At 69.3% G+C, this 12,786-nt stretch carries 13 protein-coding genes; 6 read left to right on the forward strand and 7 right to left on the reverse strand.

Annotated elements, in window-relative coordinates:
• Positions 1-639, reverse strand: a complete 639-nt coding sequence (plsY, locus tag WS51_RS23240; RefSeq protein ID WP_059450050.1) for a glycerol-3-phosphate 1-O-acyltransferase PlsY — start codon at positions 637-639, stop codon at positions 1-3.
• 165 nt (positions 640-804) lie between these two features.
• A complete protein-coding gene (ybaK, locus tag WS51_RS23245; protein ID WP_044848566.1) occupies positions 805-1,296 on the reverse strand; it encodes a Cys-tRNA(Pro) deacylase in 492 nt (163 codons plus the stop codon).
• Between the two features lie 292 nt (positions 1,297-1,588).
• On the opposite strand from ybaK, the gene WS51_RS23250 reads away from it, so the two are divergent.
• The gene (locus WS51_RS23250; protein ID WP_069229823.1) at positions 1,589-3,151 is read left to right on the forward strand and encodes a class I adenylate-forming enzyme family protein; all 1,563 of its coding nucleotides are present in this window, start codon (positions 1,589-1,591) and stop codon (positions 3,149-3,151) included.
• Positions 3,152-3,176: 25 nt separating this feature from the next.
• On the opposite strand, the gene xerD is transcribed toward WS51_RS23250, so the two are convergent.
• From xerD to queG, 3 genes are all read right to left on the reverse strand, one after another.
• On the reverse strand, positions 3,177-4,139 hold the full coding sequence (xerD, locus tag WS51_RS23255) for a site-specific tyrosine recombinase XerD (RefSeq protein ID WP_069229824.1): 963 nt from the start codon (positions 4,137-4,139) through the stop codon (positions 3,177-3,179).
• A complete protein-coding gene (locus WS51_RS23260) occupies positions 4,139-4,606 on the reverse strand; it encodes a methylated-DNA--[protein]-cysteine S-methyltransferase (RefSeq protein ID WP_059506504.1) in 468 nt (155 codons plus the stop codon). Before WS51_RS23260 ends, xerD begins: the two co-directional genes overlap by 1 nt.
• Positions 4,607-4,669: 63 nt before the next feature.
• Entirely contained in the window at positions 4,670-5,905 is a 1,236-nt protein-coding gene (gene queG / locus WS51_RS23265) for a tRNA epoxyqueuosine(34) reductase QueG (protein WP_059450053.1), read from the reverse strand.
• 17 nt (positions 5,906-5,922) lie between these two features.
• Between queG and tsaE the strand changes: the two genes are divergently transcribed.
• Both tsaE and WS51_RS23275 read left to right on the forward strand, forming a co-directional pair.
• Positions 5,923-6,474: a tRNA (adenosine(37)-N6)-threonylcarbamoyltransferase complex ATPase subunit type 1 TsaE gene (tsaE, locus tag WS51_RS23270; protein WP_059450054.1), complete on the forward strand. Its 552-nt coding sequence runs from the start codon at positions 5,923-5,925 to the stop codon at positions 6,472-6,474.
• Entirely contained in the window at positions 6,456-7,982 is a 1,527-nt protein-coding gene (locus WS51_RS23275; RefSeq protein WP_059769606.1) for an N-acetylmuramoyl-L-alanine amidase, read from the forward strand. Before tsaE ends, WS51_RS23275 begins: the two co-directional genes overlap by 19 nt.
• 42 nt (positions 7,983-8,024) lie before the next feature.
• Here the strand turns inward: WS51_RS23275 and WS51_RS23280 are convergent, their stop codons facing one another.
• The gene (locus WS51_RS23280; protein WP_208606690.1) at positions 8,025-8,903 is read right to left on the reverse strand and encodes an EamA family transporter; all 879 of its coding nucleotides are present in this window, start codon (positions 8,901-8,903) and stop codon (positions 8,025-8,027) included.
• Positions 8,904-9,156: 253 nt separating this feature from the next.
• Here WS51_RS23280 and WS51_RS23285 point away from each other — a divergent pair, with 253 nt between their 5' ends.
• Positions 9,157-10,038 (forward strand): pirin family protein, encoded by an 882-nt coding sequence (locus WS51_RS23285; RefSeq protein ID WP_059450057.1) that lies wholly within the window; start codon positions 9,157-9,159, stop codon positions 10,036-10,038.
• A 52-nt stretch (positions 10,039-10,090) separates the two neighbouring features.
• Positions 10,091-10,939, forward strand: coding sequence for a thioredoxin (trxA, locus tag WS51_RS23290; protein WP_059506467.1), 849 nt, complete (start codon positions 10,091-10,093; stop codon positions 10,937-10,939).
• Positions 10,940-11,040: 101 nt separating this feature from the next.
• Here trxA and tcdA read toward each other — a convergent pair whose 3' ends face one another.
• Positions 11,041-11,898, reverse strand: coding sequence for a tRNA cyclic N6-threonylcarbamoyladenosine(37) synthase TcdA (gene tcdA / locus WS51_RS23295; protein ID WP_059450059.1), 858 nt, complete (start codon positions 11,896-11,898; stop codon positions 11,041-11,043).
• 129 nt (positions 11,899-12,027) lie between these two features.
• On the opposite strand from tcdA, the gene pdxH reads away from it, so the two are divergent.
• Positions 12,028-12,672: a pyridoxamine 5'-phosphate oxidase gene (pdxH, locus tag WS51_RS23300; RefSeq protein ID WP_059450060.1), complete on the forward strand. Its 645-nt coding sequence runs from the start codon at positions 12,028-12,030 to the stop codon at positions 12,670-12,672.
• Positions 12,673-12,786: the final 114 nt, after the last annotated feature.

Raw genomic sequence — 12,786 nt, forward strand, 5'->3', positions numbered from 1 at the left:
TCAGGCCTTCCCGCCGTCCTGCGCGCCGCCGTCGGACGCCGCCTTCTTCTTGTCGCCGATCCGGCTTTCCTGCCCCGCCAGCAGCTTCGAGATGTTGCTGCGGTGGCGCCATACGAGCAGCACGCTCATCGCGAGCACAGCCCACGCGACCGGGTTGTGGCCGGTGCCGAACAGGAACACGTCGAACACCGGAGCGAACACGGCCGCCACCAGCGCCGCGAGCGACGAATAGCGGAAGAAGAACGCGACGATCAGCCAGGTCAGCGCGGTCGCGAGGCCGAGCACCGGATGCACGGCGAGCAGCACGCCGGCCGCGGTCGCGACGCCCTTGCCGCCCTGGAAGCGGAAGAACACCGGATACAGGTGGCCGAGGAACACGGCGATCGCGACCCACGCCACGGCGACGTCGGGCAGCCCGAAGTGCCGCGCGAGCCAGACGGCGAGCCAGCCCTTGAACGCGTCGCCGACGAGCGTCAGGATCGCGGCCTTCTTGTTGCCGCTGCGCAGCACATTGGTCGCGCCGGGATTCTTCGACCCGTACGAACGGGGATCGGCCAGGCCCATCGCGGCGCTGACGACGACGGCGAACGACACCGAACCGATCAGGTAGGCAACAAGTGCGGCGAGCAGGATCTGCATGCGGAGAACTCTTCTTTCAACGTATCGGTGAAGGGGCGGCCGGGCACGGCATGCCGGCCGGTTGCGGCGGGCGCCGTCGCGGCGAACCGCCGGCGGGGCGTGGCGGCCGGCCGAAACGGCGCCCATTCTACCGAACGGGCACGGGCTGCCACGAAGGTGAAACCCTCAGTCGACGCTCGCGCACTGCACGGGCGTCGCACCGAGCAGCGTCGTGAGCACCGCCGGCGCGAGGCTCACGAGATAGCCGCGGCGGCCGCCGTTCAGGTAGATCGTCGGCAATTCGAGGATGGTGGATTCGACGTACACCGGCATCGTCTTGCGCGTGCCGAACGGCGACGTGCCGCCGACCAGATAGCCGGAATGGCGGTTCGCGACATCGGGCTTGCACGGCTCGACGCGCTTCGCGCCGATCTGCCGCGCGAGGTTCTTGGTCGACACCGTGCGGTCGCCGTGCATCAGCACGATCAGCGGCTTCGCGTGCTCGTCCTCCATCACGAGCGTCTTCACGACGCTGTGTTCGTCGACGCCGAGCTGGCGCGCCGACTCGCCGGTGCCGCCGTGCTCGACATAATCGTACGGATGCTCGCCGAAGGCGACGCCGTGGCGGCGCAGCAGTTGGGTCGCGGGTGTCTCGGACACGTGTCTGGATTTGCTCATGGCGGCATTTTAATGGCGAACGACCGGCGCACGGCGCGTCAATGCACGATCGCAACGGCCCGGGTTCGCGGCGGCGTGCCGCGCGCCGGCGGTATACTCGCGGCCCTTTTGCACCGGTGTCGCGGGCGAGCGCGCCTCGCGCGGGCGCATCTGCGTCGGCGTCCGTCCGCCATCATTGCGGACATCGCGAAGCGCTATTGCCCGATTGGCCGATTGTGGCGCGCCCGCCATCGTGGCACGATCGTTCGCAAAACTCGCCGCGCCGCCGCCCGGCCCTTCTTCTGGAGACGCCATGTCCTCGCCTGTCCGCTCATCCGCGCCGCTCGACGTCGCGGCACTGCTCGCCGCGTTGCCCGGCCGCATCGCCGACGTGCCGGCCCGCTGGGCCGAGCAAGCCCCCGCGCATCCGGCGCTGATCGAGGATGCGCGCCGCCTGTCGTACGGCCAGCTGGCGCGCGCGGTCGATGCGGCGGCCGAGCGGCTCGCGGGCCTCGGCGTGCAAGGCGGCGATCGCGTGATGATCGTCGCGGAAAACAGCGTCGCGCAGATCGTGCTGCTGTTCGCGGCCGCGCGCATCGACGCATGGGCGCTCGTGTCGAACGCGCGGCTGTCGGCCGGCGAACTCGATGCGATCGCCGCGCACGCGCGGCCGAAGCTGATCGCATTCGCGACGGAGGCGTCGCCCGATGCGCGCGCACACGCGGCACGCCACGACGCGACGCCGGCCGAGACGCTGCCGGTCGACATCGGCGCGTGGTCGTACCGCGTCGACGCGAGCGCGCCCGGCGAACCGGTGGCGGCCGATGGCGCTGCGCAATGCGCGGCGCTCATCTACACGACCGGCACGACGGGCACGCCGAAAGGCGTGATGCTGTCGCACCGCAACCTGCTGTTCATCGCGGCGACGTCGAGCACGCTGCGCCGCGTGGCGCCGGACGACGTCGTCTACACGGTGCTGCCCGTATCGCACGTGTACGGGCTCGCATCGGTCTGCCTCGGCAGCCTGTACGCCGGCGCGACGCTGCGGCTTGCGCCGCGCTTCTCGCCGGAGGCCGTGCGCGTGGCGCTCGCCGACGAAGGCGTGACGATCTTCCAGGGCGTGCCCGCGATGCACGCGAAGCTGCTCGAGCATCTGCACACACATGCGCACGCGTGGCGCGCGCCGCGGCTGCGCTTCGCGTATTCGGGCGGCTCGCCGCTCGACGCCGACCTGAAGGCGCGCGTCGAGCGCGTATACGGCGTGCCGCTGCACAACGGCTATGGAATGACCGAGAGCAGCCCGACGATCACGCAGACACCGCTCGATGCACCGCGTGCGGACTGCTCGGTCGGCCTGCCGATCCCGGGCGTCGAGATGCGCATCGTCGCACCGGACGGTGCCGACGTGCCGCAAGGTGAAGTGGGCGAAATCCGCGTGCGCGGGCCGAACGTGATGCTCGGCTACTACCGCAACGCGGAAGCCACGCGCGCCGCCGTATCGCCGGACGGCTGGCTCAGCACCGGCGATCTCGCGCGCCAGGAAGCGGACGGCTCGGTGACGATCGCGGGCCGCAGCAAGGAGCTGATCATCCGTTCGGGGTTCAACGTGTATCCGGTCGAAGTCGAACAGGTGCTGAACGCGCATCCGGATGTCGTGCAGGCGGCGGTCGTCGGCCGGGCGGTCGAGGGCAACGAGGAAGTGCTCGCGTTCGTCGAGCTGGTGCCCGGTGCGAGCGCGACCGAGGCCGCGCTGCAGGCGTGGTGCGCGCAACGGCTCGCGCCTTACAAGCGGCCCGCGCGCATCCGCGTGCTCGATGCGCTGCCGGCCGCATCGACCGGCAAGGTGCTCAAGCACAAGCTGCGCGAACTCGCGTGATGCGAGGGCGCAGGCCCGGGCCGCGCTAGCCGCGCGGGTGATGTTGCGCGTGCAGCGTCCTCAGCCGCTCTCGCGCGACGTGCGTGTAGATCTGCGTGGTGGAGATGTCGCTGTGGCCGAGCAGCAGCTGCACGACGCGCAGATCGGCGCCGTGGTTCAGCAGATGCGTCGCGAACGCGTGCCGCAGCGTATGCGGCGACAGGTGCGCGCGCACGTCGGCCTGCTGCGCGTGGCGCTTGATGATGTTCCAGAACTGCTGGCGCGTCATGCCGTCGCCGCGGCCGGTGACGAACAGTGCGTCGGCCGCGCGCGCGCCGAGCAGCGCCGGCCGCGCGTCGCGCAGATAGCGCTCGATCCAGCCGTGCGCGACTTCGCCGAACGGCACGAGCCGTTCCTTCGAACCCTTGCCCATCACGCGCACGACGCCCTCGTTGAGCCCGACCTCGACGGTCTTCAGCGTGACGAGTTCGCTCACGCGCAACCCGCTCGCGTACATCAGCTCCAGCATCGTACGGTCGCGCAGGCCGAGCGGCGTGCCGATGTCGGGTGCGCCGAGCAGCGCTTCGACCTGCGCCTCGGACAGTGTCGACGGAAACCGCGCGGCCTGCTTCGCCGACGTGATCCGCAGAGTCGGGTCCGCGCTCGCGCGATGCTTGCGCACGGCCCAGCCGTAATAGCGGCGGAATACCGACAGCCGCCGGTTCGACGATGTCGCCTTGCCGTCGCTGCGCGCGGCGATGTAACCGGTCACCATCGCTTCGTCGGCCGAGTCGAGCGGCGCACCGTGCGTCGCGGCCAGCCATTGCGAGAACAGCATCAGGTCGCGCCGGTACGCGTCGAGCGTGTTGCGCGCGAGCCCGTGCTCGAGCCACAGCGCGTCGCAGAACACGTCGATCGACGCGCGGCTCGCGAGCAGCGCGGGCGATGCCGCGGCTTCGTCGCCGTCGGCGCCGGACGCGGGGTCGGGGGAAAGCAAGGGTTCACTCATCAGTACGGCACGCCTTCGTGCGCCAGCAGCCAGCGCTTCACTTTCTGGTAATAGCCATTGTCGTCGTGGTTCGCGAAACCGCCGAGACCGCCTGCCGCCACGACGCGATGACACGGAATCACAAGCGGGAAATAGTTCGCGCCGCACGCCTGGCCGACCGCGCGCGGCGCGCTGCCGATCCGCTTCGCGACCTGCCCGTAGGTGAGCACCGTGCCCGGCGGAATGTCGCTGATCACGTTCCACACGCGATGCTGGAATGCGCTCCCGACGTCCGCCAGCGGCAGGTCGAAGCGCGCCGACGCGCGCTCGAAATAACGTTCGATCTGCTCGACCACGCGCGTGGCGAGCGGCGAATCCGGCTCGACCGACTTCACCGACTCGGGCAGATAGACGATCTCGCGCACCACCGCGGCATCCGCGCGGATGCCGACCTTGCCGAACGGTGCGTCGATGACTGCGTTGAACATGTGCTTCTCCTCACCGGTGAGACGCGCCGCGTCGCTGCGCGACGACGACACTGTACGCCGCCTTCATGCAGCCCGCAGCGCCCATTCGACATGCTCGCGCACGACCGGCGACGGATCGTCGGCGCGCGCGCGCAATGCGGCGACGATCGCGGCGCGTGCATCGGGCGCAAGCCGATCGGCCGGCGCGCGCAATGCGTTGCCGAGCCCGACCGCGAGATTGCGCAGCCAGCTTTCGTAACCGATGCGCCGGATCGCGCTGCCTTGCATCCGCGTGTCGAACGCGTCGGCATCCCAGCCGAACAGCTCGACGAGCGTCGCGCGGTCGAGCCCGTGCCGCACGTCGAAATCGGCGACGGGCGCGGCCTGCGCGAACTTGTTCCACGGGCACACGAGCTGGCAGTCGTCGCAGCCGTAGACGCGATTGCCGATCATCGGCCGCAGCGGCTCCGGAATGCTGCCTTTCAGCTCGATCGTCAGGTAGGAGATGCAACGGCGCGCGTCGACGCGATACGGTTCGACGATCGCGCCCGTCGGGCATGCATCGATGCAGCGCGTGCAACTGCCGCAGTGCGCGCCGGGTGTCTCGGGCGCGACGTCGGGTGCGGTTTGCGCATCGGTCGGCAGCGGCACGTCGACATAGATCTCGCCGAGGAAGAACAGCGAACCCGCGTCGCGCTGCAGCAACAACGTGTGCTTGCCGCGCCAGCCGACGCCGGCCTTCTGCGCGAGCTCGACCTCGAGCACCGGCGCCGAGTCGGTGAACACGCGGTAGCCGAATGCGCCGATCTCGCGCTCGATGCGCTCCGCGAGGGTCTGCAGCCGGTTGCGCAGCACCTTGTGATAGTCGCGCCCGCGTGCGTAGATCGACACGACGGCCGCCTGCGGATCGTCCAGGCGCGCGCGCTCGCGTGCACGCCAGTCGTGCGGCGCGCGTGCGCCGGACGGCGCATCGCGGGTGTCGGCGGCAAGCGTTTCGGCCGGCAGATACGCGAGCCGCGCGGAAATCACGCGTCGCGTACCGGCCACAAGTTCGGCCGGCCGCGCGCGTTTCATCCCGTGTTTCGCCATATAATCCATTTCGCCGTGGTAACCGGCTTCCAGCCAGGCGGCAAGGCCTGCTTCGGCATCCGAGAGATCGGTATCGCTGATGCCGATCGCCCCGAAACCCAATTCGCGCCCCCACGCCCTGATGCGAGCGGCGAGCGCTGTCAACGTCGCATCATCGAGCGCGCACGGCGTCGCGCCTTCGACACGCGTCGAAGGTCTGTCGGATGCGGCGAGTTCCGGTAATCGGTTCATCGCACTATTTTACGAGAATGCCAGCCACGTCCCATACGCCTCATGCCGACACGCTGCCCGTCCCGCTCGCGGAGCGCGTGATCGCACTCGCCGACGAAGCGGCGACCGAGGCCTTCGGCACCCGCTTCGCGCACGCGCTCGACGCGGCACGCAGCGAACTCGCCCATGCACACGCGTTCGACGGGCTGCAGATCCAGCTGATCGGCGACCTCGGCGCGGGCAAGACGACCCTCGTGCGCGCGATCCTGCGCGGCCTGGGCTACGCCGGGCGCGTGCGCAGCCCGACCTACACGCTCGTCGAGCCATACGCATTCGCGCGCGACGATGGGGAACTAGAGGTCTATCACTTCGATCTGTATCGATTCAACGATCCGGCCGAATGGTCCGACGCGGGCTTTCGCGAATATTTCAATTCCAGCGCGATCTGCCTCGTCGAATGGCCGCAACAGGCAGGCACCCTGCTCGGCGTGCCCGATCTGGTTTTCTCGCTCGACGTGGATGGCGACGGCCGCGCCCTCACCGTCCGGGCGTTCAGCGCTTCAGGAAAGGCATGTCTCGAAAGATGTTGATCAAACCGTTCCGCTCGATCGAATCGGCGGCCACCGCGACGCACAACTGGCGGCGCCGTCAGATCCTGCGCGCGGGCGCGTCGACGCTGGTGCTCGGCCTGGTCGCGCCGCGGCTCGCGCACGCATCGTCGGTGCTCGGCGTGCGCGTGTGGCCCGCGCGCGATTACACGCGCGTCACGATCGAATCCGACCAGCCGCTGCAGAATAGCCAACAGCTGCTGCAGGGTCCCGACCGGCTCGTCGTCGACCTGAACGGGCTCGAGCTCGACCAGGCGCTGCGCGACCTCGTGTCGAAGATCGCGCCGAACGATCCGCAGATCCAGTCGGTGCGCGTCGGCCAGTATCAACCGCACGTCGTGCGGATGGTGTTCGACCTGAAAGGCTCGGTGAAGCCGCAGGTGTTCACGCTGCCGCCGGTCGGCACCTACAAGTACCGGCTCGTGTTCGACCTGTATCCGGCCGTCGCGCCCGATCCGCTGACCGACCTGATCGCGCAGACGGAGCGCAAGGAACAGGCGCTCAACGACAGCGCGCGCGCGCAGCAGGTGCAGCCGCCGACCACGCTCGCCGGCCCGGCCGCGCCGCCTCCGGCCGCGGGCGACAACAGCGACGCATTCTTCCAGCGCTTCGCGCAGAACACGCCGGCCACCCCGCGCACGCCGCCGGCCGCCGCGACGCCTTCCACACCCGCGAAGCCGGCCGTCAAGCCGCCGCCCGTCATCGCCCGCCGCGACGACAGCGAAGACGACGGCGACACCTACAAGTTCACCGCACCGAAATCGGGCAAGGGCGGCACCGTGCGCCTGCTGACGGTCGCGATCGATCCGGGCCACGGCGGCGAGGATCCGGGCGCGATCGGCGGCGGCGGCACGTACGAGAAACACATCGCGCTCGATATCGCGAAGAAGCTGCGCGCGAAGATCGACGGCGCGCCGAACATGCGCGCGATGATGACGCGCGACGCGGACTTCTTCGTGCCGCTGAACGTGCGCGTGCAGAAGGCGCGCCGCGTCGGCGCCGACCTGTTCGTGTCGATCCACGCGGATGCCTTCACGACGCCGTCCGCGCGCGGCTCGTCGGTGTTCGCGCTGTCCGACCACGGCGCGTCGAGCGCCGCGGCACGCTGGCTCGCGAACAAGGAGAACTCGTCCGACCTGATCGGCGGCATCAACATCAAGACCCAGGACGCGGCAGTCAGCCGCGCGCTGTTCGACATGTCGACGACCGCGCAGATCCGCGATTCGCTGCGCTACGGCAACTACGTGCTGAAGGAAGTCGGCGGCATCAACAAGCTGCACAAGGGCTCGGTCGAGCAGGCCGGGTTCGCGGTGCTGAAGGCGCCCGACATTCCGTCGATCCTCGTCGAGACCGCGTTCATCAGCAACCCTGACGAGGAACGCAAGCTCAACGACGACAGCTATCGCGACGAGATGGCCGACGCGATCTTCCGCGGCATCAAGCGTTACTTCGCCGCGAATCCGCCGCTCGCGAAGAGCCGGATGGCCTGACCGCCTGCCCTTCCCCGCCGGCACGCGCTGCGTGCCGGCGCGTCACGACGCCGCGAAGCGGCGCACCAGCTTCCCGCCGAACACGTTCACCGCGAGCCCGCCCATCACGAGCGCGGCGCCGATCAGTTGCGCGTTCGTCAGATGCTCGTCGAGCAGCAGCGCCGACGAGGCCAGCCCGACGATCGGCACCAGCAGCGAGAACTGCGCGACCTGCGCGGCCGGATAGCGCGACATCAGGCGGCTCCACAAGCCGTAGCCGACGAGCGTCGCGACGAACGCGAGATAGACGACCGCGAAAATCGACGCGCCGTCGAGCCCGGCCAGCGCGGCCTGGATCCGCCGCGGCCCCTCGAACCACAGCGAAAGCAGGAAGAACGGCACGGGCGGCACGAGGCTCGCCCACACGACGAGCGACACCAGGTTCGCACGGCCGACCTTCTTCGTGACGATATTGCCGAACGCCCACATCGCGGCCGAGCAGAGGGTCAGCAGGAAGCCCGCGAGCGTCATCGCGCGGCCGCCCTGCGCCGCGATCACGACGAGCCCGCCCGCCGCGATCGCGAGCCCGATCAGGTTCTGCACGCGCAGCCGCTCGCCGAGGAACAGCATCGCGAACACGAGCGTGAAGAATGCCTGCGACTGCAGCACGAGCGACGCAAGGCCGGCCGGCATGCCGACGTACATGCCGGTAAACAGGAACACGAACTGGCCGAGCTGGATCGTCGCGCCGTACAGGATCAGCATCCGCCACGGAATCTGCGGCCGGCGCACGAAGAACACCGCGGGCACCGCCGCGAGCGTGAAGCGCAGCGCACCGAGCAGCATCGGCGGCATGCCGTGCAGGCCGACCTTGATCACGACGAAGTTCACGCCCCACGCCAGGATCACGACCAGCGCGAGCAGCAAGTCCTTCGGGGCCATCATCGGCGTCTCCTCGGTTATCGGATGGTTTTCGGAAAGCGGACCAGTCTACCGAATTTCGCCGCACGGCCCGATACCCGCACGGCACGCATGGAATCGGCGACGGATCCGACCACATGACGGTCGCACGACGCGTGCCCGCACGTGCGCGTGGCCGGCGGCACCCGGGCCTCTTCGCGCGCCGCACGCGCGCGCCTGCACCGCGCCGCCAGTACAATGACCGGCATTCCAGCCGTTGCCCACGAGGCTCGCCATGACCGATTCGATCAAAGCCCTGCTCAAGCCGCACATCCGCGACATCGGCAACCTGCAGGTGCGCCGCACGCTGCCCGCGCTCGCCGCGCGCCTCGTCGGCCCGTTCATCTTCTTCGATCACATGGGCCCCGCGACGCTGCCGGCCGGCACCGGCCTCGACGTGCGCCCGCACCCGCACATCGGGCTCGCCACCGTCACTTACCTGTTCGACGGCGCGATCCTGCACCGCGACAGCCTCGGCTCGCTGCAGGAAATCGTGCCGGGCGACGTGAACTGGATGACGGCCGGCCGCGGCATCGTCCATTCGGAGCGCACGCCCGACGCGCAGCGCGCGAGCGGCCATACGGTGCACGGGATCCAGACCTGGGTCGCGCTGCCCGTCGCCCACGAAACGACCGAGCCGTCGTTCGAGCATCATGCGGCCGACACGCTGCCCAAGCGCGACGAGAACGGCGTGTCGCTGACGGTGATCGCCGGCGACGCGTTCGGCCTGCGCTCGCCCGTCAAGACGTTTTCGCGCACGCTTTACGTCGCCGCCGAATTCGCGGCCGGCGGCCGCGTCGAACTCGACGGGTCGCACGAGGAGCGCGCGGTCTACGTGGTCGACGGCGACCTCTCGATCGACGGCACGCCGGTGCCCGCCGAGCAGATGGCCGTGCTCGCGCCCGGCGCCACCGTCACGCTCGCGAGCGGCAACGGCGCGCGCGCGATGCTGCTCGGCGGCGCGAAGATCGACGGCGAGCGCTTCATCGAATGGAACTTCGTCGCCAGCAGCCGCGATGCGATCGAGCGCGCGAAACAGGCGTGGACGAACCAGGAAATGGGCAAGGTGCCCGGCGAAACCGAGTGGATTCCGCTGCCCGCATCGAAGCCGCGTTGAAAAAGGGGCACGCCGCCCCCATCCTGACGACATTCGAACGGAAGAGAACGACATGGACACCACGCTTGCCACTTTCGAGAAAGACGTCATCGAGGCGTCGCTGGACACGCCCGTGCTGGTCGACTTCTGGGCGCCGTGGTGCGGCCCCTGCAAGACGCTCGGCCCGCTGCTCGAAAAGCTCGAAGCCGACTACGAAGGCCGCTGGAAGCTCGTGAAGGTGAACGTCGACGAGAACCAGGAACTCGCCGCGCACTTCCAGACGCGCAGTATTCCGCACGTGATTGCGTTCGCCGACGGACGCCCCGTGGACCAGTTCATCGGCGTGCTGCCGGAAGGCCAGTTGCGCGCGTTCCTCGACCGGCTGTTGCCGGCGCCCGACGAAGCCGAGCGCCGCGCCGCGCAAGACGCGATCGCCGAGTCGCGCCACGACGACGCGATCGCTCACCTCGAGGCGGCGCTTGCGCTGAACCCGGGTTTCGACGATGCGCGGCTCGACCTGATCGAACTGCTGCTCGCGAACAACGACGTGGATGCCGCCCGCGCGGAGGCCGAGCGCCTGTCGCCGCAGACGGTGCAGGGTGCCGATCCGCGCTATCAGGCGATCAAGACCCGTTTCGATGCGCTCGACGCGACGGCCGACCTGCCGCCGACCGACGCGCTCGAAGCGCGCATCGCGGCCAACCCTGCCGATCTCGACGCGCGCTTCGACCTCGCGCAGAGCCTGATCGCGCGACGCGCATACGAGGGGGCGCTCGAGCAGTTGCTGGAAATCGTGTTGCGCGACCGCGCGTATGGCGACGACCTCGGCCGCCGCACGATGATCTCGGTGTTCGAGCTGGCGGGCGATCGCCCCGAACTCGTCGCCGCATGGCGGCGCAAGCTGAGCATGGCGCTCAACTGAGAAACGACCGGCCGGGCCGCAATGGCCTGGCCGAATCGCGTGCCGCGCGCGGCGGCCCCGCCGCGCCGCGACATTGCGTTGCGCGGCGGCCGGTTTGCCGCTCAGCCTGCGGCGCGCGCCGCGATTGCCCGCAGCGCATGCGCGGCGGCCGCGAAGCCGAAGCTCGCGGTCACGCATACGCTCGAACCGAACCCCGCGCAGTTGAGCCCCGCGACATGCGCGGCGGCGGACGGCTCCGCGCCGTCCTCGATGTCGCACGCGGCGGCTTCCGGATAAATCAGCGGCTCGTCCGAATACACGGCGCTGACCTTGAAGCGCGCCTTCGGTCCGCGCGGAAAGCCGTGCTGCTTGCGCAGCTGCGCGCGCACCTTCGACAGCAGCGGATCCTGGATCGTCAGCGCGAGATCGTCGATGCGGATGCGCGTCGGGTCGAGCTGCCCGCCCGCGCCGCCGACCGTGACGAGCGGCTGCCCTTTCGCGACGCACCATGCAATCAGCGCGACCTTCGTGCGCACGCTGTCGATCGCATCGACCACGTAGTCGAAACCGCCGCCGAGCAGCGCGTCGAAGTTGTCCGGTTCCGCGAAATCCTCGATCCGGTTCACACGGCAAGCGGGATCGATCAGCGCGATCCGCTCGGCCATCGCGTCGACCTTCGGCTTGCCGTAATTGCCGTCGAGCGCGTGGATCTGCCGGTTCGTATTGCTTTCCGCGACGTTGTCCAGATCGATCAGCGTCAGCGTGCCGATCGCGCTGCGCGCGAGCGCCTCGGCCGTCCATGACCCGACGCCGCCGATGCCGATCACGGCGACGTGCGCGCGCTCGAACGCCGCGAGCGCGGGTGCGCCGTACAACCGCGCGATGCCGCCGAAGCGGCGCTCGCGATCCACGTCAAGCTGGATTGTCGGGCTCGGGGTAAGATCAGAGGAACTGTGCGGGGCAGCGTCGGCAGCGGGCATGGCAGCAAGGAAAACGTAAGTCGTGCAGCCCTCTATTTTGCCTGAACTCCCCGCCGGCACGCGCTCCTGTGCACGCACGATTCTCGCGCGTTCGCTATACTGCCCCCCAGATTGAAGCGTTTGCATAACATGACGACTCTCGCCGATCTCCGCATCAATTATTCGCGTGCTTCGCTCGACGAAGCCGATGCCGCCCCCGACCCCTTCGTCCAGTTCGACCGCTGGTTCAAGGAGGCGCTCGCCGCCAAACTGCCCGAGCCCAACACGATGACGCTCGCCACCGTCGGCGACGACGGCCGGCCGTCGGCCCGAATCGTGCTCATCAAGGGAGTCGACGAACGCGGGTTCGTCTTCTTTACAAACTACGAAAGCCGCAAGGGCCGCGATCTCGCCGCCAATCCGCACGCGGCGCTGCTGTTCTACTGGATCGAGCTCGAGCGCCAGGTGCGCATCGAAGGCCGGATCGAGAAAACCAGCGCCGACGAAAGCGATCGCTATTTCGCGTCGCGCCCGCTCGGCTCGCGCATCGGTGCGTGGGCATCCGACCAGAGCGCCGTGATCGACAGCCGCGCGACGCTCGAAGCGCGCGAAAAGGCCGTGGCCGAGCGCTACGGCGAGAACCCGCCACGCCCGCCGCACTGGGGCGGTTATCGCGTCGTGCCCGACGCGATCGAGTTCTGGCAAGGCCGCCCGTCGCGGCTGCACGACCGCCTGCTCTATACGCGCGATGCCGCGGCGGAGTCGGGCTGGACGATTTCGCGCCTGTCGCCGTAAGCGCGGCTGCCGCGGTGCCGGCGCGCGCCGGCCGTGTCTCGTGTTGCATCCGGGCGCCCGCCTCGCGAGAGGCGGGCGCCGGTCAGGATACCTGGCTGTATTCGATTCAACGAA

It is taken from the genome of Burkholderia territorii, assembly GCF_001718335.1.
Lineage (GTDB): Bacteria > Pseudomonadota > Gammaproteobacteria > Burkholderiales > Burkholderiaceae > Burkholderia > Burkholderia territorii.